The sequence below is a fragment of the Bradyrhizobium daqingense genome (genome assembly GCF_021044685.1).
In the GTDB taxonomy this organism is placed as follows: domain Bacteria; phylum Pseudomonadota; class Alphaproteobacteria; order Rhizobiales; family Xanthobacteraceae; genus Bradyrhizobium; species Bradyrhizobium daqingense.
Genome location: NZ_CP088014.1, coordinates 1,557,222 through 1,574,382 on the forward strand (window position 1 = coordinate 1,557,222; position 17,161 = coordinate 1,574,382).

Genomic DNA, 17,161 nt, shown 5'->3' on the forward strand with positions numbered 1-17,161 from the left:
GTTTCATCGAAATGACTTTGGCTACCCTACAGGACATGAATTGCCGGAGAGCTGCCTAGTCGAACTCCTTCGCCGCTGATGTTCACGAGTTTAAGTAGGCCTTGTTGACCAGACCGTCGCCGAAGACCGGGGCTGACCGCCTTTGTCCCCGAGAGAGTCGTGCGGCACTCAACCCTCCCACTCTAGAAGCGCGCGTATGCGTGCAGCGATCCGCCGCGCGTCGTTCGGCCTAAGATTGGGCTTCACGCTGTCGAGGATGCCTAACACTGCCCGAGCCTCCTCGGCATCAAATGTCGCGACTTGGCGATCTGCCAGGCTCAAAGACTGATCGGCCGCCCGGGCCTGATTGGCTGTAAGCACCTCAAGCGCTTGCGACCGTAGGGCCGTGATGTGCCGCTCGAATATATGCATCCTTTGGCCCCATGGTTGGGAGTTAGCGGCCACGTGGCTCGGCGCTCAATCTGAGAGAAGAAGAAGCGCTGTCCCTACCACGCGCGCCGCTAACTCCACCGCCAGCTTCGGGAGGGAAGAAGGCTGTCGGTAGGATACATCCACCGCAAAAAGCCGTGGCACAACTACCAGAACTGGTTGCCGCATCACAGTCACGGTCGCCTGGCAATGGGGGCGCGACTCGGCGCCGAGAAGGATGCAAGGCAACCTACTGGGATTGGTCGGCACACTAACCCACGGCCGAGGTCCACACTGAGGCTCTTTTTTCTTGCAGATGGGAGAGACCCGAGTGACCAGCCGCATACGAATTCAATGCATCAACAAGACTGACAGGCAGAACCCTCACGAGCGAATCAAAAACGTTGGCGGAGTAAACCCGGACGGGTCTAGGTGGAAGCAATCCGTCGATCACACGATCAAAGAAATCGAAAACGGTGTATGGGAGTTCTATGTCGAGGAAAAGCGCACGGCCGATGTGATTGTGGCCGTCCACAACGGGCACAAGTACATCAAGACGAAGGCCGACGGCATTCAACCGGACAATTTGCTTTCACTCCCTGAGTGCCCCTAATTGTCGCAAGGATAAAGTTCATTGGCGATCCGGCTGATCAGTAGTATAATTTTGATAGAGCGCCTCCCGAGAGTCACTTGAAAAGGTTGGACGTGTACGCTCCTATCTGCCAGCCTTCCGTTCTGAGGTCAGCCAGGCTGGGAGCGGATCGCTCGATGCGGTCTCCCCGGTAGGCAGACCGGACGCCCGGTCCAGATACCAATCAATCGCCTTGCGATCCCAACGCTGAGTGCCGGGGATAGCCTCCGGTACCAAGCCCTTCTTAATCCACGTGTTGAACGCGTCCTTGGAGCACCCGCAATAGGCGGCTGCGTTGGCCTTAGTGAGGCCCCGAGGTGCGATCTGATCGGCGCGTAGTATCCGCTCCGAACGTCTCAGCTCTGCGGGCGAAGGTCTGTCACGCTGATGATCACCGTCCATTTGGACCTATGGTAGAAGTTAGCGGCAACGTGACTCCGCGCCCGAGCTGGAATTAGAGGCGCTGTCCCTACCACGCCCCGCCAACTTCAACATGGCCAGCGTCAAGCGACTGAAGCTGACGGCGGAAAGTATCGTCCGGGAAAGCCCGTGGCGCAACTACCAGGACTGGTTGCCGCCAGACGCTTGGGCGATCAGTCTCAGCGACCGGAAGCAACGCGGGCACGGCTCGGCGCCAGGTCAGGATAAGAATCGGGCGTTGTCCCTACCGCGCCCGCGCTGCAATTGAGATTAGCGGTGACGTGACTCGGCGCTCTAGCCCCCTCGCGTACACCGGGGCACGCACTGTCCCTGCCACGCGCCGCTAAGCTCAATGGCTGAGTATTCGGGCTAGCTTTCCAAAAGCTGACAAAGATCCGCGCGGAAAATTTACAAACGAAAAGCGGCCCGCTTGGGCCGTTCAAAGCTCAATCTGTTGTGGGCAATCATGCAGCCACGCAAAGACGCTCGCTAGACTGTAAGGCCGTGCGACTTCATGGCCGTCAAGCTTAATGGGGTGATCTTCGATAAGATAGAATTGCCCGTCGGCTGTTCTGACCATCCGATCTCTTAGCTCAAACCACACGCCCGTCGGCCACCTTTTATAGGATACTCGCGTCGCGAAATGGACCGCTTCAGCAATGTCCCGCGCGCGCAAATGCCTTAAAGGCTTAGCCTTTGGTGCCATGATTTCCTCGTCGGCTCAAGAGCCGCGCGGATGCGACTCGGCGCCTTTATCGGCTGGGGGGCTTAGATAGAGGCGCTATCCCTGCGGCATCCGCACTGCCCCGTGAAGTTAGCCCCTCGGATCATAAAGGCTAACCCACACCCTGCTTTCCCATGAACCTTAATCCGCTGGGAGCTGAAGTGCGGTTTAGCGAGAAAGCCGCCGTGCGTGGCCTACCTAAATTGATAGGCCAGACTGAGCGACTTAACGCCGCTCAGCCTGCCAGTATTTCAGCCTCGGTCTTTTGCAGATCGATCAGGCCGCATTAAAAAGGCGTTCGGCCCGCTTACGATCAGTGGCAGCCGCATCACGACGGCGGGTCGGATTGGCGCTCAGCCAATCTATTGCCCGCTTACGGCCGATTGGCGTCACGATTTCAGACACTCCCGGCTCCCACGTCTCTTCGACCAAATAGACTCGCCCGCCCGCCCGCCCGACCAACGGATTCGTTCGGCCTAGAAGGTTCTTAGTGTTGTTTGAGAGTGTAGGGGCGACGGCGCGTGCGGGAGGCCCATCTATATTGGTCCCAAAGCCGTTGAGCTATGCTCTGGTGCGTGAAGACGCGTTCCCCGCTCTCGATCGAGCCGTTCTCATGTGCGATGCCCGCATTGTTGCGCGTTGGCGCCATGCCATAGTGGCCCATCAGCCCGGCGTAGCGCTGCGTCAGATCCTCCCGTGCGTCGGCGGCCAGATTGCGGAACGCTGCCGACAGGCTGTCGCTGCGATGCTCCCGCGGCACGCCGCCAAGCGCCCGACGGATCGGCCAATCGTGAAGGCTAAAAGGGGCCGGCGTCGTCCCGATCCGCTTATCCGGGCAACGTCAGATTTGAGAAAATGGTTTGAAGCCGAGCCTTGGCGGACCGGCAGCGAACTGCTCTCGCGCCTGCAGGTGGAATATCCTGGAGACTATCCGAACAAGCTTCTTCGAACCCTTCAACGTCGGTTGAAATCCTGGCGCAGCGAGCAAGCGAATGCGCTGCTGTTTGCTTCAGAAAAAATGCCGCCAGGGCATGAGGTCACAACACCCCAATGACGTGCGAGGTGCCAGCGGAGGAGGCCGGGCGCTCCGAAACCCCGGCCATCTCCGCACCCGGCCTCCTCCTCAACTCAGGCCAGGAGCAAAATAAATGAGGCAACTGATCGCGCCCGGGAGCATCGATATGAGAGGCAATACGTCTTCCCACCCAGATCGTCGCGCTATACCGAGAGCCCGGCCCAACGAACTCAATGGTGATTGGCTCTCTGACCCGGCGATTGCGAATCTCCGCTTCCGCGATCAAGCCTCGGCAACACGCCGCGCTCACGAGAGTCGTTGGCCGTGTCTGTGATCCGCCGCCGCTTGGTCGATGCCCCTCACAATGACCGCCACGAACCTGCCTGTCTGCGATGATCGGTCGAGCCTCGACGCTTAGGTCGCTCTCAGTCCAGCTTCAAAGACGAGGACCGCGAGCACTCGGGGTGCCTGATCCAGTCCAGCCCCTTCGGTGTGACGCTAGCAGCTCCGCGGCAAGATCTGCCCTGTTGGCTAGGGCGCGGTCAGCCCGTGAAGTGGATGAACGCCGTGGTGCTGACGGCAATCGTGCAGACGGCCGCAGATATTGTGTACGAAGTCGGTGAAGGCATCGCCATCTGGACGATTCCATACGTGACGCCGTGCCGGCGTCGGTGGCGGGCTCGACGTAACCTCACGAATACCCTTCGTGACACGGATATCTTATACCGGACAGGGTGAACGCGCGGATGGAACAGTGTGTGATCGCGATTGATTGGCGCGACATTCAAGAGCGACGGCCGCAAAAGGTCACATTTTCTTTAAGAACCAAATGCAATCTGTCGCCTGATCGTCACGGCCGGATGTACGCCGTGGCATCACGGGGCCCCGGCTTTCATGCCGGGGTTTTTCGTTGTGTGCCGAGTATGAGCGACAGCTTGGAGGTGGAAGTCCTCTATCCAGCCTGATGGCGGCGAAGGATTAGCGAAGCGCAAGGGCGTCATCGTGAGGTGGGGTCTGAAGAAAGCGTGGAGCAAAGCCGCGGCCCGATGGACAAACACCGGATAACGAGGCCTACCCGGCCGGACGAGCGAGCAATTGATCGCGAAGTCCAAGGTCATCAAAGGTCGGGGTGGTAAATTCGGCGGGCGTGCGGTGAAGGCGGTCGGTCTTACCTCGGGAGGTCTGCGCTGTGTCTCGGCAACGAGACTGAGACCGTCGCAAGACGGCCTGACCGCAGCGCAGAAGTCAGCCGAGGGCGTAGTAGGCGGCAGCGCGCCGCTGAAGGCCTGAACGGTGGAAGTGGTCAGTAGAGCGGCGATCTCGTGCGAGCCATGCGGCAGAAGAATCAGGTCGAGCTGAACTTGAGCCCCGGAGCGGAGGGTGAAGCCCGAAGCGCCGGCGCCCGAGAGCCTGAAGCGCGTGCGGCGGAAGTCTGTCTCGAACGCCCGGCGGTCGCAGGACCGTCGATGGAAGACGTTGTCGAGAGTGAGAATCTGAAGGCAGCGTTGGCGCAAGTAAAGCGCAACAAGGGCGCGGCGGGCGTCGACGGGATGACCGTCGGCGAGCTGTCAGCCCACCTGAAGGAGCACTGGCCTGCGATCCGAGCCCAGTTGCTTGACGGCACCTACAAGCCACAGCCGGTGCGGCGGGTGGAGATACCGAAGGCGTCGGGCGGCCTGCGGCCGCTCGGCATTCCGACGGTGCTCGACCGCTTGATCCAGCAGGCGGTGATGCAGGTGCTGCAGGCGGATTGGGATAGGACGTTCGCCGAGACGAGCTTCGGCTTTCGGCCGGGGCGCTCGGCACATCGGGCGGTGGAACGGGCGCAGGCGTACATTGCGGCCGGCCACAGCATCGTGGTGGACATCGACCTGGAGAAGTTCTTTGACCGGGTCAACCACGACATCCTGATGGGACTGGTTGCCAAGCGGGTTGCTGACAAGCGCATCCTGAAGCTCATCCGCGCCTTCCTGAATGCGGGTGTGTTGGAAGGAGGGCTGGTCAGTCCGACGGAAGAGGGCACGCCGCAGGGCGGTCCGATGGCTCCCTGAACGCAAAAGATAACTTCCGCTTTGAACGCGTCATCGTCGGCTGGCGTGATAGAGCCGTTGTTGATTTGAGACGCAAAAGGTAATACCGTTATGTCATATGATTCGATCGACGCAAGCGCAGAAAGCCGAGCGGCTGAGGGCGGCGCGACGCTTGCTCGCGAAGAAAATCGGCATGGCGGAGGCGGCCTTGGTGCTGTCGCGCGAAAGCGGCTTGTCGCTGCGGCAGGCCTATCGCTATCTCGAAGTGGCCAAAAGCAGGGAGCGGCTCCTTCCCGCGCCGCAGCCATCAGTGACGCTCTCCCTGAAGATGCCGGCCGATCTTGCCCAAAAACTCCAGACGCATGCGACGGCTTCCAGGCTTTCGGCAAGCGAGGTGATGCGCCGAGCGGTGGCCGCTTATCTCGCGTCTGTCCGCGAAGATGGCTGAGCGGCGAAAAAAACGCGACGTTCGACTCGAATTTGCGTTCGATCGCCTCGTCGCCGTCAAACTTGAACAGGTTTACGAAATTCTCGTTCCAGATCAGGTGCGCTTCGCGCGCGCTGGCGCCGATGTGACGGGAGGCGAAGATGAAGACCGCCGCGATTTACGCCAGAGTGTCGTCGGACAAACAGAAGGAGGAGAACACGATCGCCAGTCAGACGAGCGCGCTGATCGCTTTCGCGCGCGAGCAGAACTGCGACGTGCCGGCGGAATGGGTGATCGAAGACGACGGCTATAGCGGCGCGAGCTTGTTGCGCCCCGGACTTGAACGACTGCGCGACCTCGCCGCAGAAGGGCGGATCCAGGCCGTGCTCGTCTACGCTCCCGATCGGCTGAGCCGGCGCTATGCGCATCAAATCCTTCTTATCGAAGAGTTCGCGCGCGCCGGCGTCGAAGTCTTGTTCATTCGCTCGAGACGGGCAGCGACGCCGGAAGACGAGCTGCTGCTGCAGTTTCAGGGCATGATCGCCGAATATGAACGCGCGCAAATCCTGGAACGGTCGCGGCGAGGGAAGCGCCATCGCGCCCTTCAAGGCCAAGTGAGCGTGCTTTCCGGCGCTCCGTTTGGCTATCGCTACAAGCGCAAGACCGATCACTCTGCCGCCTATTATGAGATCGACGAGCGACAGGCCGGTATCGTGCGCTGGGTCTACGAGCTTTACACCGCAAAAAGCCACAGCATCGGCGCCATCACGCGCCTGCTCAATGAGCGCCAGATTCCGACAGCCAAAGAAACAGGCCGCTGGGAGCGCTCGACGGTCTGGGCGATGCTGCGCAATCCCGCGTATAAAGGAACGGCCTGCTTTGGCAAGACGCGGATCGCGCCGCGCATGCGTGTGACGCGGCCGTTGCGATTGCGCGGCGGCGTCGCTCCTCGCAATAGCGCAAATCATGAGCTTCCTCGCACAGAGTGGATCGAAATCCCTGTGCCGACCATCATCAGCGAAGAGACCTTCGCATTGGCGAACGAGCTTTTGGAAGCCAACAAGAAGCATGCCCCGCGACGCACGATCACGCCGAGCGCCCTGCAAGGATTGTTGAGCTGCGCCAAATGCGGCTATGGGCTCTATCGCACCTCGACCAGGTCGAGCGCTCGAACCATCCATTACTACCGCTGCTTGGGCTCGGATGGCTGGCGCCGGCTCGGCGGGCCGGTCTGCGACAGTCGCCCGACGCGCCAGGATTTGCTGGACGAGGTGGTATGGAAAGAGATCGCGCGTTTACTTGAAGACCGACAGCTCATCGAAGACGAACTTGAGCGCCGGCTCAAGGCGGCGCGCAACTCCGATCCCACACAGCGCCGGGAGGAAACGCTTCGCCGCGATCTTGCGCGTTCCCGGAAAAGCATCGAGCGTCTCCTCACGGCCTATCAAGAGAGCCTTCTCTCACTTGAAGAGCTGCGCAGTCGCATGCCCGATTTGCGTAGCCGCGAACAGGCTTGCTTGTCGGCGCTGCAGGCGATCGAAGACCAATCGCAGGAGCAGGAGGTTTGTCTGCGTCTCGCTGAATCCGTGACTAGCTTCCTCGAGCGCCTCCGCTCGTCCGTCGGCGCGCTCGATATAATCGAACGCCAACGCGTGCTGCGCCTTCTCGTGAAGGAAGTCCTCGTTGGCGACGACAAGATCGTCATCCGCCACTCCATCCCCCTCCCACCCACCCCTCCCGGTGGAAAGGCGCCCGGCGCCGCCAATAGCTCCGTGACCGCTCCCCCACCGCAAAGTTATCTTTTGCGTTCAGGGAACCCTCTCGCCGCTGTTGTCGAACCTGATGCTGGATGTGCTGGACAAGGAACTGGAGAAGCGCGGCCACCGCTTCGTGCGTTACGCCGACGACTGCAACATCTACGTGCGCAGTCAGCGGGCGGGCGAACGGGTGCTGGCTGGCGTCGAGAGGTTCCTCGAAAAGCGCCTCAAGCTCAAGATCAACAAAGCGAAGAGCGCGGTTGCCAAACCGAGTGTTCGCAAGTTCCTGGGCTTCAGCTTCACCGGCGGGCAAGAACCGCGGCGGCGCATCGCGCCGCAGGCACTCGCCCGCTTCAAGGCGAAGGTTCGGGAGCTCACGCGACGCACGCGTGGTCGATGCCTCGTGCAGATCGCCAAAGAACTGTCGACCTACCTGATTGGGTGGCACGGCTACTTCGGCTTCTGTCAAACCCCGTCGGTGTTGCGCGTGCTTGACCAGTGGATCAGGCGACGGTTGCGCGCCGTTGCCTGGAAGCAATGGAAGTATGGACCCGCTCGCTTTGCCGAGTTGCGACGCCGCGGCGTCGGCCGGGATCTGGCGGCGCAAACCGCCGGCAGCCCACGTGGCCCTTGGCGGCTCGCGAACAGCCCCGCGCTCACCATTGCTCTGCCAAACGGCTTCTTTGCCTCACTCGGCTTGGCTTCCGTCGCGGCACGGCGACCCGCATAATCCGCTGAACCGCCGGATACGGACCCGTATGTCCGGTGGTGTGGGAGGGGCGGAGCCGCGAGGCTTCCCCCTATCCCGATTTCAGGGAGTTCGAAAGTCTGCCACTGCAAGACATTTTGGATTGGCCGTTGAAATCGAACTCGCCGATGCCAAACGCGCGCTACAAAAGAGCCGCGCTAATTAGTCGTCCGTGAAGAAGGACTAAGCCACTGATCGGGAATCTCGATTTGGGCTAAGGGGCATTTCCAGATTGCAAGGTTTTGATGCTTTGGGCGTCAGAACCTTGCGATTTGGTTTTCGTGGATTCCCTCGAAGCGGGAAGCATGATTCCTTGTCTGCATCGGAGGGAACGATGCGGCCGAAGAAGCACAAGACGACGGGATCGAACGATCTGTTCCGGGCTCGGCTCGACCAGATCATCAATATGAAGCACGAGCTGGTTCTGCTCGCCGGCAAGGTCGATTGGGACTGGATCGACGGCGAGATCGCGCCGCTCTACAGCGAGAACGGCAGGCCCGGGATCGAGACGCGCTTCATGATCGGTCTGCTGTTGCTCAAGCACATTTACGGGCTGTCCGATGAGGAGGTGTGCGAGCGCTGGGTCCATGACCCATACTTCCAGTTCTTCACCGGGGAAGAGTTCTTTCAGCACACGTTCCCGCACGAGCGCTCGGACCTGAGCCATTGGCGCAAGCGGCTTGGCGACAAGCTGGAGTTGCTGCTGGCCGAGAGCTTGCGGGTAGCGCACGAGGCCGGTGCATTACGCAGCCAGGACCTCAAGCGGGTTACGGTCGACACCACGGTGCAGCCGAAGGCCATCACCTTTCCGACCGATGCCAAGCTGCTGCATGCGGCCATCAAGGGGCTCAACCGCCTGGCGATCAGGCACGGCGTCAGGCTGCGGCAATCCTATGCTCGCATCGCCAAGGCCGCCGCGATGATGGCCGGCCGCTACGCCCATGCCAAACAGTTCAGGCGGCATCAGCGGCAGTTGCGTATCCTGCGTAGCCGGCTGGGCCGGATCATCCGCGACATCCGCCGCAAGATCGAAGGCCAGCCAGCACTGGAGCAGGCGTTCGCCCTCCCGCTCGGCCGGGCCACGCAGATCCGCTCGCAGCAGCAGCGCCAGCGCGGCTGGAAGCTCTATTCCTTCCATGCCCCGGAAGTGGAGTGCATCGGCAAGGGCAAGGCCAGCGCGCCTTACGAGTTCGGCGTGAAGGCCTCCATCGTCACCAACAACCGCCGGGCTCCCGGTGGCCTGTTCGTGCTGCACGCCAGCGCACTGCCCGACAACCCCTACGACGGTCACACCTTGCGGGACGTCATTGACCGCACCGAGACACTCACCGGCTGTCCGATCGAGCGGGCCTATGTCGACAAGGGATACCGCGGCCACGACGCACAAAATCCCCGTCGCGTCTTCATCTCCGGCCAGAAGCGCGGCGTTTTCGGTGTCATCAAGCGCGAGCTGCGCCGCCGCTCCGCCATCGAGCCCATCATCGGACACCTGAAGGCGGAAGGCCACCTCGGGCGCTGCTACCTCAAAGGCCGCGCCGGCGATGCCGCCAACGTCGTCCTCTCAGCCGTCGGACACAACTTCCGCCGCATCCTCGCCTGGCTGAGATATCTCTTGTGCCTGTTCCTGGCCCAGCTATGGCGCACGCTCGCCCGGCCAGCCTCGATCAATCCGGCTTCTTAACGGACGACTAATTATGACGAGTTCGCTCCGGCCATCACCCAGAAGAATGCAGCCAATCGCCGGCTTGCGCGCCAGACCCGTTCGCGAAAGCTGCTCACGTAAGCCGAATCCATGGGATAATTCGCGCAAGCGGCCAGGCCGCGTCTTGACGTGGCTGCGATGCGCGCTCCTCTATGCTTAGAGCGCCGAGGCTGCGCGCAGCCAATTGCAACCGACATCCCCGAGGAACGTCACACCATGACCACCGCCACTGAAATCGCCGACGAGATCGCCAAGGCGTACAATCTGCCAAAGGCGCAAGCCAAGGCCATCGTGGACGGTGTCTTCAAGTCTATCGCCGATGCAGCAGCGAGCGACGCTGAAACCAATGTGCCGGGCTTTGGCAAGTTCAAGGTGAAGCACACCCCGGAACGCGAAGGCCGCAATCCCTCGACTGGCGCGACGATCAAGATCGCGGCGGCGAAGAAGCTGACGTTCGCCCCGGCCAAGGCCCTCAAGGATGTGCTGAACGGCTAAAGGCAGGAGCGCAGGCCGGCCCCCTTGTCCGAGGGTTCTCGATGCGAGACGGGCCGTGCCTTGACGTTGAAGGCGAGCGTGCGGATCGGACCGGTCAACTCGTTGTTGCCGGTCTTCCGGAAGATGCTGATGGTCGCCACGGTGTCCTCCATGATCTCTGTTTCCGAGCTCGCACCATCGGCGCTAAAGCCGCGGTTAGCGCAGGCTCGATGATGAAGGCTTGGTGCCAGTCTGGATGCCTGGAGCGGCCCCACCGTCCTACCGATATCAGCCGCGCGTCAAGCGGTGTTTGGCTGGTCCGCCTGCGGCCATTCCGGTGAGTCGGACGAAGGCCGTGATGCTGACGGCAATGGCCCCGACGACCGAGAAAATCGTCTGCGAGGCGGGTGAAGGTATCGCTATCTGGGCGATTCCACGAGGCCCACCGCGATGCCGCCGTGCAGCGCTTAGTGGCGTCCGGGTCAGGGGATGATTGGAGCGATCTCGTCATCCTGTATAGCTATCAGCTCATCGGGCCCAAGCCGAGCCTTTGCAACTGTTCCTCTTCGATCGGGCAGTTTAGGGTTGCAGCCTTGGCGCCGCAGTCTTTCATGGTCAACTTCCCGGCTGCCAACGGATCGGTGGCCGCAACCGCGCAAGTTACGTGCCTGAATTCCTCTTCGTCGTCGTCGCTGCCTTCCTTGAAGATGGCGACCGTCGGATTGAGAGAGACTAGTCGCCGTCAGTCACGATAGGCGCTGCACAGGTGTGTCTGGTTCAAGCTCTTTTGTTCGAGACTGGACACCGAAGCGCAAGCCTCACCTCCTCGCGGTCCGGAGCGCGTGTTTGCGCCTGTTTTCAAGCAAGCGTTGCCCATCTTTGATGGCACGTCGCTTGCTGGAACACGGTGACCGATCCGCCCGACCGTGGCGGTCTCTCCGTCGTCGGCCCAGGGATTTAGATGAGACTTGCTCGACTGATCAGAATAAGTGCAATTGCCGCGACAACGTGGAGTTGGGGGCGGCCCGAACTTTGCCGGGCGCAACGCCGGAGTCGTTGCCGTCATCCAAATTGGCTGACGCTCAAGACGATCGGATCGACCTACCATTCGGCTCAATTAGTCCCGAGCAGGCCCGAACCAGTGTGGCTGGCTGGAGCTGTCATGCGGCATGCGGAGGATCCTGCAGGGGCAATCTCGGCATCGCCCAAGAGGCAAACGAGGTTTGGCGCCCTGCGAAAGTGGCGGCTGCGGAGAAAGGAGCGAAGGGAGGTCGCGCGAAAGCTTCGTGGCTCGGAGCGAATTCGCCGAGACCACCTCCGCTTCCAACACGTCTGTGGGGAGCGCATCATTCTCTCGACGAATGCTCGCGCCCGTCGGCGCCGCCGCGCGCACAATGTTCGCACCGACAGCGACATCCTTACGTCGTCGCCGAACGAACAGAACTGCCATCGCACCTTTGCCTTAACGCAAAATCCTAAGGAGCACGAAAGATGAGTACGCCGACCTATTCCGAGGCCCTGGAATTCGCGATCGACCGCTCGTACGACATCAACATTGACATGTTAAGGTCGCGCAATTTGCACCTCGACACGTTTAACGATTACCTGGTCGGCACATATCCCCCCCTTAAGGCCATGGGGGAGATCAATCCAGACATATTGTTGGATCGCATTGCGCCGTCGATTGACCTCTATTTCCACATCCCCTTCTGTCATCAGAACTGCACCTTTTGCCACTTCGGCAAGGAGATCAATCCTCCTCCCCGACGAGTCGAACGCTACTTGGCGGCCCTGGATAAGGAGATGAGTTGGTCAGACGCGGCGCTGGCCGGCAGCGCAATTGAGACAGCCTTCATTGGAGGCGGCACTCCCTCATTCTTGACGAACAATCAGCTCAAAGCATTGTTCGGTATGATTGGGAAGCGCTTTGACTTGTCCAATTCGGAGGTGAGTTTCGAGTTACATCCGTCTCTTGCCAAGCAGGCAGACGCTGCCGATCGCATATCTACTCTCCTTAAAGGCGGCGTAAACCGCTTCGTGCTGGGTGTTCAGACTCTAGATCGAGATATTTTGCGGATACTCAACCGCGGGCATGGTGTGGACGAGGTGATGCAAACCGTAAAGTTGCTGAAGGGGATGGGTGTCGAGAACCTGTCGCTCGACCTGATGTACGGATTGCCGCAGCAGACGCTCCGGAGCTGGTACGGCTCTCTGATCGGCCTCCTCGATATGGAAGTTGAAAAGTTCAATATATTTCCATTGATGTTCAAATCGACCGACCCCATAGCTCGTCACTTGGCGCGCGGACGATATCAATTCGCCGGGGCGAAGGAGCGCGTCATGATGCATTTTATGGCCGAGCATATGCTCACGAGTCTCGGCTACCGCCATGGACCGATTTTCTATTGGACTAAGATGTCGCAACCGCACTCCTTTCAACAAGCCCGAAAATACGATTCCTGGAACGATAATAATCTGGTCCCGTTTGGGGTCAGCGGATTTGGTTTCATGAGCGAGTGTCAGTTCTACAACGAAGTGGATTTGGATCGCTACTTGTCCAGGGTCGAAGCGGGCGAGAAACCGGTGTGGAAAGGCGTCGTCCTATCGCAGGATGATCTCATGCGCAGGACGTTAATGTTCGCCCTGCGAAGCAGCGGCGTGTTGCTCTCCCGCTTCGAACGGGAATTTGGCGTATCCCTTGAAGTATACTTTGCTCGCGAGCTAAGGGCCTTGAAGGAGGCAGGACTCATCTGCATTTCGAAGGATGGCGTCCTTTCGTTAACTGATGCCGGCACTATCAATTCGGGTGCAGTGTCACTGCTGTTCTTCTCGAATAATGTGCTTGAGCAGGTCGCATACAATGACGGTCGGATAGCAGACAAACGAACGGATCTTATCGAAAAACATGATTACTCGCCGGCGGCGAGATACGGCTCAAGTGTTCAGATGAAAGAGGTCTTTCAATGACATCGGTGGTGCGCCCGACTGCGGTCGATAGTGGTTCGCCAGTCGCCCCTGAACGGTCGCCCAACCGTTCGGAGGACATTTTTTCTCATCTAACTGATAGCATTGATCGAAGTGAACGAAAGCGTCCGCTTGGACCAGTGAGCAACTTTACCGTCGAACAACTGCCGCATTGTGTTGCGGAGATCCAACGTAGTGAACGACCAAATGGAGCGATAAAGGCGTTCGGGCGTAGCGTCAACGCAATGATTGGTGAGGCAGACTACAGCGGGCTGCTGTTGAGGCTGCCGCAGTGCGATTTCGAAATAGCCAAAACAGACATCCAGTATCTCGTCAATTGCACTTATCAGATGTCGGCCTTTGCCGGCCTCGATCCTTCTGACGCCGAATTGACCGTGGGAGCGGAATTAAGCCGCCTGGCGAGCTTGACGTGCCAGCGTCAGCCTAGCGTTGGTGTCCTCTCCTACGAAGACATGATCCTTACGAATCCGGTACAGAGCGACCCCCGCCTGTATTGCCTTGGCGCAGTTGGCGTCGAGGAGCGTGATTTTTGCGCCGGCCATCAACTGATCGAGAGCGAATTGCAGTCAGCAATGGATGCGCTGCTCGACTTGCGAGACTTAGGTGGCGCGGATGCTTCTCGATGTCTTACGCAATGCGTGGCGCGGCTTGAGTCCGCACAAGATGTTTTGACGCGTTTCGAGGACCATATGTCGCCAGAACTGTTCAGCCAGTTTCGCGCGTTCTACGGAAAAAATCCTTATAGGAATACGCTTGGTCCAAGCGGCCGTTTCTCGGCTCGCGTTGTCGCGGTCTCGGTTTTGCTGGTCGGCGAAGAGCTATTTCGTCAAAAACCTCAATTTTATTGGGATCTATATCGGCTGTCCGAATACTATCCGCAGACGAGCATTGGCAAGGTGTTCTGTTGGCTGTCGCCAGACAACAGGGATGCATGGCTCAAGCCAGCCTGGCTCGAAGGGAAAGCGGACTTTCCAAGGTCTGCAACCATTTCGCCCGTGGTCGAGCGCGGCGGCCGTGAAATCGAGAGACTACACGAGGCCTGTGTTTGCGCGCTGGACCGATTTACCCGGATGCATCGTCGTGCGGCCCTGAAGCACACGGTTGAGCCAGGTCGACCACTTGTCGGAGTTGAGGCGTCGGAGAGTATTGAGGTCGTGCTTTGCCAGCGGCTATTGACACTGCCTCCGTAGGCCGAGGATTAGTATCTGCTCGGAAGAACCCGGGATCGTGTCGGAGCACCGGCGTCCGATGCCAAAGGATAAAGTATCATAGATGTCTAAGGACGAAGTGATCTTTCGTCGGTTCGCGCCAGCGGACACCGATAATGTCTGGCATCTGCATACAACCGCGTCGCAGGATGTTGGTGTATGTAGTCCGGAAGGGACATGGGGCGATGATCTACGGAATATCGGGGAGGTCTACATCAAGTCAGGCGGCGACTTCATGGTTGCGCATATCGGTTCCGATTTCGCTGCCATGGGTGGCTTGAAACCGCTTGACAATGACGTCGTAGAATTGAAGCGCATGCGGGTCCATCCCTCCTTTCAACGACGGGGGCTTGGAAGACGGATTCTTCGTGAGTTGGAATCGCGAGCCGTTGCGCTGGAATTCAAGCAGATCGTGCTCGACACGACAACGATCCAGGTAGGGGCTCAAAGACTCTATGAGAGCACTGGCTATGTTCGCCGCAGAGAAGGGATACTGGACGGATATGCGGTGATCTTTTACGAGAAGCGGCTCACCGGTCGGGACGAGTTCTCTATGCCAGGTAAGTAAGGCTGGCAGGCGCGCCGGCCCCCAGTGCTATCGACGGCTTCCTAGCGCAATACTATCATTCGGCCCTTTAATTTGCAGTTCAATGTCAAGCAATCCTTCTGGATTCGCCTGCGGCACGACGGTAGCGCTCGCGCCGTTGGCCGGGGTTGTGGAGATGGTGCGAGCGCAGCTGATACATGATCGTCGGCCAAGCATTGCACGCGCCCTGGACCTGCGGATGCCATCGCTGAGATCATGGTCCTTTCCGAGGTCGCGCAGCACCTCATGATGAGGTCCGGGGCGGACGCCTCAACGTCTGCAGCGGAGTACGGTCGAGCCGCCACCAGCCGAATGAATGAACGAGGTCGTCACAAGCACCGTCCCAGCGGGACATCGCTAGTTCGGCGGACCGTACCAGGAGCTGACAAACCGGGTCAGGCTTCCTTCGCCTGACCCCAGTCGAACGATGTGCCATTGACCCAGATGCAGTGAAGAACTATGGCGATCTTCCGCGCAATGGCGACCTTTGCCTTCCTCATGCCGATCCGCTTTGCGAGCTTCATGCCCCAGGCGTTGAGGGAGGACCATTTCTTCGTTCGATAAAGCAGGACGGCCGCGGCTTCAAACAAGTAGGTTCGGGGAAGCCGGCCACCCCATCGAGAGATCTTGCCAATGGTTGCGCCGGGCTGACTGCGCCGCGGTGTAAGGTCCAGATAAGCGCCGACGGCTGATGCCGATCGAAGGTGGGATGGGTCATCAATCGTATGTCGGATCTTTAAGGCCGTCACCACGCCGACACCAGGAACCGTCATCAGGCGGCGTGCGGTCTCGTCCAGTTTTGCCAGTCCGCGGACTTCGTCGTCGATCTTGTGGATCAACAGCAGCGGGGATATCACGCCGAGCAGTGGATGATCGCCACTCAAGATCTCGCGACCTGATACGCCAGCATCATCTGTAACCTGGAAAGGCACCGGATCGTCACCCTGCTGCCGGATCCAAGCCCGGCTCGCCCTCATCCCACGATCGCGATCGCGGCGGGGGATATGGCGAAGCTGCGGCAAAGGCCCTGCCGCACGCGGTTCAGGTCGCAGATCGTTGATGGAGAACGCCAGTCGAGCCTTCCTCGATGCCGTCCACAAATCGATGCGCCAGATCCGCAGCGCAATCGGGGTCACCGTCTCCGAACACCATAGGCAATTACCGCGGCAAAAAGAGAGCCTCGGATTTGTGAGGCTTGCCCTGATATTATTCAGGAATTGCGATTCTTACGGTAGCTGACTTCCCGCCTACGACTGCAGCCTCGAGGTCGTCACGATTGTGCGAGCCTCAACAAAAACACGCATGCTGCCGGGAGGAGTTGGCTGGAACGACATCCTCCACGAGGCGATCGCACGCGTTCTCGACGGCTCGCGCCCCTGGCCGCCAGACGTACCCATTCTTGCGTTTCTGTCGGGTGTCATGCGCAGTATCTGCAACGACCATTGGCGGCGTGCGCGGCTCGAGCAAAGGCTGCTTGTGAGCCGAGATGATCCGGACCAGAGAAGCTGGCCCGGTGACGAGGCCGATGAGGAGCCCGATCCGGAGCGGATCCTGGCCGCCGCCCAGAAGTTGGCCAACGTCTATCGGCTGTTCGAAGCCGATCCCCGGGCGCTGAAGATCATTGCGGGCATGGCCGATGGCCTGACGGCCAGAGAAATCTGCAAGGTCCATGATATGTCCGAGCTCGACTACGACACGACGCGACGGCGGATGCGGCGCACCCTGCTGCGCCATCAACAAAACTGGAGTAAGTGACACGCTAGCACCCCAGTCTCGATCTGGCCCGCCTGCTCGGAGCGCTGAGCGAGGAAATCCTCGCCGCGAGCGATGAGGAGGTACGGCAGACCTCCGCTCTGCAAGGATGGACAATTACCAACACCGCCCTCGACGTCGGAGAGGTGATCAAGGCCGCGCGCGGGGACGAGAGTGGGGGCCTTGCTCGAAATTGTGATCTGAACGAAGATCCGAGCAAACCCGGTGCAAGGCTGCGGCCGACGCGTCGGGGCCGCAGCTCAAATCGCACAATCAGCCGCATTGAGCGAGCCG

11 protein-coding genes and 5 pseudogenes are annotated in these 17,161 nt (G+C 59.9%); 13 read left to right on the top strand and 3 right to left on the bottom strand.

Annotation, left to right across the window (positions count from 1 at the left end; genetic code table 11):
- Positions 1 to 739 precede the first annotated feature (739 nt).
- Entirely contained in the window at positions 740 to 1,021 is a 282-nt protein-coding gene (locus tag LPJ38_RS07215; RefSeq protein WP_370057846.1) for a DUF3892 domain-containing protein, read from the top strand.
- Between the two features lie 1,754 nt (positions 1,022 to 2,775).
- Here the strand turns inward: LPJ38_RS07215 and LPJ38_RS07220 are convergent.
- Positions 2,776 to 2,955, bottom strand: a pseudogene (locus LPJ38_RS07220) (IS21 family transposase); the annotation flags it as partial.
- Here LPJ38_RS07220 and LPJ38_RS07225 point away from each other — a divergent pair.
- The 7 genes and pseudogenes from LPJ38_RS07225 to LPJ38_RS07255 form a co-directional block, all read left to right on the top strand.
- Positions 2,947 to 3,237, top strand: a pseudogene (locus LPJ38_RS07225) (ISNCY family transposase); the annotation flags it as partial. The pseudogenes LPJ38_RS07220 and LPJ38_RS07225 overlap by 9 nt on opposite strands.
- 1,292 nt (positions 3,238 to 4,529) lie before the next feature.
- Positions 4,530 to 5,249 (top strand): reverse transcriptase domain-containing protein, encoded by a 720-nt coding sequence (locus LPJ38_RS07230; protein WP_167520831.1) that lies wholly within the window; start codon positions 4,530 to 4,532, stop codon positions 5,247 to 5,249.
- A 151-nt stretch (positions 5,250 to 5,400) separates the two neighbouring features.
- Positions 5,401 to 5,676 carry a ribbon-helix-helix protein, CopG family gene (locus tag LPJ38_RS07235; RefSeq protein ID WP_231088522.1) on the top strand — a complete coding sequence of 92 codons (276 nt, stop codon included), beginning with the start codon at positions 5,401 to 5,403 and terminating at the stop codon, positions 5,674 to 5,676.
- Positions 5,677 to 5,816: 140 nt separating this feature from the next.
- A pseudogene (locus LPJ38_RS07240) lies at positions 5,817 to 6,884 on the top strand (recombinase family protein); the annotation flags it as partial.
- A gap of 613 nt (positions 6,885 to 7,497) precedes the next feature.
- On the top strand, positions 7,498 to 8,142 hold the full coding sequence (locus LPJ38_RS07245) for a group II intron maturase-specific domain-containing protein (RefSeq protein WP_197982510.1): 645 nt from the start codon (positions 7,498 to 7,500) through the stop codon (positions 8,140 to 8,142).
- A gap of 352 nt (positions 8,143 to 8,494) precedes the next feature.
- Positions 8,495 to 9,841 (top strand): IS5-like element ISBj5_B family transposase, encoded by a 1,347-nt coding sequence (locus LPJ38_RS07250; protein ID WP_011084757.1) that lies wholly within the window; start codon positions 8,495 to 8,497, stop codon positions 9,839 to 9,841.
- 237 nt (positions 9,842 to 10,078) lie between these two features.
- Positions 10,079 to 10,357, top strand: coding sequence for an HU family DNA-binding protein (locus LPJ38_RS07255; protein WP_011091019.1), 279 nt, complete (start codon positions 10,079 to 10,081; stop codon positions 10,355 to 10,357).
- Here LPJ38_RS07255 and LPJ38_RS07260 read toward each other — a convergent pair.
- Complete coding sequence (locus tag LPJ38_RS07260) at positions 10,354 to 10,509, bottom strand: hypothetical protein (RefSeq protein WP_018646329.1); 156 nt, start codon at positions 10,507 to 10,509, stop codon at positions 10,354 to 10,356. The genes LPJ38_RS07255 and LPJ38_RS07260 overlap by 4 nt on opposite strands.
- Before the next feature lie 1,318 nt (positions 10,510 to 11,827).
- Here LPJ38_RS07260 and LPJ38_RS07265 point away from each other — a divergent pair.
- From LPJ38_RS07265 to LPJ38_RS07275, 3 genes are all read left to right on the top strand, one after another.
- Positions 11,828 to 13,303 (top strand): coproporphyrinogen-III oxidase family protein, encoded by a 1,476-nt coding sequence (locus tag LPJ38_RS07265; protein WP_016842696.1) that lies wholly within the window; start codon positions 11,828 to 11,830, stop codon positions 13,301 to 13,303.
- Complete coding sequence (locus LPJ38_RS07270) at positions 13,300 to 14,511, top strand: hypothetical protein (protein WP_011091015.1); 1,212 nt, start codon at positions 13,300 to 13,302, stop codon at positions 14,509 to 14,511. The genes LPJ38_RS07265 and LPJ38_RS07270 overlap by 4 nt, the downstream gene beginning before the upstream one ends.
- An 82-nt stretch (positions 14,512 to 14,593) precedes the next feature.
- Positions 14,594 to 15,097, top strand: a complete 504-nt coding sequence (locus LPJ38_RS07275) for a GNAT family N-acetyltransferase (RefSeq protein ID WP_011091014.1) — start codon at positions 14,594 to 14,596, stop codon at positions 15,095 to 15,097.
- A 413-nt stretch (positions 15,098 to 15,510) separates the two neighbouring features.
- Here LPJ38_RS07275 and LPJ38_RS38090 read toward each other — a convergent pair.
- Positions 15,511 to 16,005, bottom strand: a pseudogene (locus tag LPJ38_RS38090) (transposase); the annotation flags it as partial.
- A gap of 9 nt (positions 16,006 to 16,014) precedes the next feature.
- Here LPJ38_RS38090 and LPJ38_RS07285 point away from each other — a divergent pair.
- Positions 16,015 to 16,243, top strand: a pseudogene (locus LPJ38_RS07285) (ISL3 family transposase); the annotation flags it as partial.
- Between the two features lie 174 nt (positions 16,244 to 16,417).
- Entirely contained in the window at positions 16,418 to 16,870 is a 453-nt protein-coding gene (locus LPJ38_RS07290; RefSeq protein WP_018646330.1) for an RNA polymerase sigma factor, read from the top strand.
- Positions 16,871 to 17,161: the final 291 nt, after the last annotated feature.

What these genes read in the sequence shown, in the direction of transcription:
- LPJ38_RS07230 (WP_167520831.1), top strand. Translation starts at nt 4,530, where the DNA reads ATGCGGCAGAAGAATCAGGTCGAGCTGAACTTGAGCCCCGGAGCGGAG.
- LPJ38_RS07245 (WP_197982510.1), top strand. Translation starts at nt 7,498, where the DNA reads ATGCTGGATGTGCTGGACAAGGAACTGGAGAAGCGCGGCCACCGCTTC.
- LPJ38_RS07250 (WP_011084757.1), top strand. Translation starts at nt 8,495, where the DNA reads ATGCGGCCGAAGAAGCACAAGACGACGGGATCGAACGATCTGTTCCGG.
- LPJ38_RS07255 (WP_011091019.1), top strand. Translation starts at nt 10,079, where the DNA reads ATGACCACCGCCACTGAAATCGCCGACGAGATCGCCAAGGCGTACAAT.
- LPJ38_RS07260 (WP_018646329.1), bottom strand. Translation starts at nt 10,509, where the DNA reads ATGGAGGACACCGTGGCGACCATCAGCATCTTCCGGAAGACCGGCAAC.
- LPJ38_RS07265 (WP_016842696.1), top strand. Translation starts at nt 11,828, where the DNA reads ATGAGTACGCCGACCTATTCCGAGGCCCTGGAATTCGCGATCGACCGC.
- LPJ38_RS07270 (WP_011091015.1), top strand. Translation starts at nt 13,300, where the DNA reads ATGACATCGGTGGTGCGCCCGACTGCGGTCGATAGTGGTTCGCCAGTC.
- LPJ38_RS07275 (WP_011091014.1), top strand. Translation starts at nt 14,594, where the DNA reads ATGTCTAAGGACGAAGTGATCTTTCGTCGGTTCGCGCCAGCGGACACC.
- LPJ38_RS07290 (WP_018646330.1), top strand. Translation starts at nt 16,418, where the DNA reads ATGCTGCCGGGAGGAGTTGGCTGGAACGACATCCTCCACGAGGCGATC.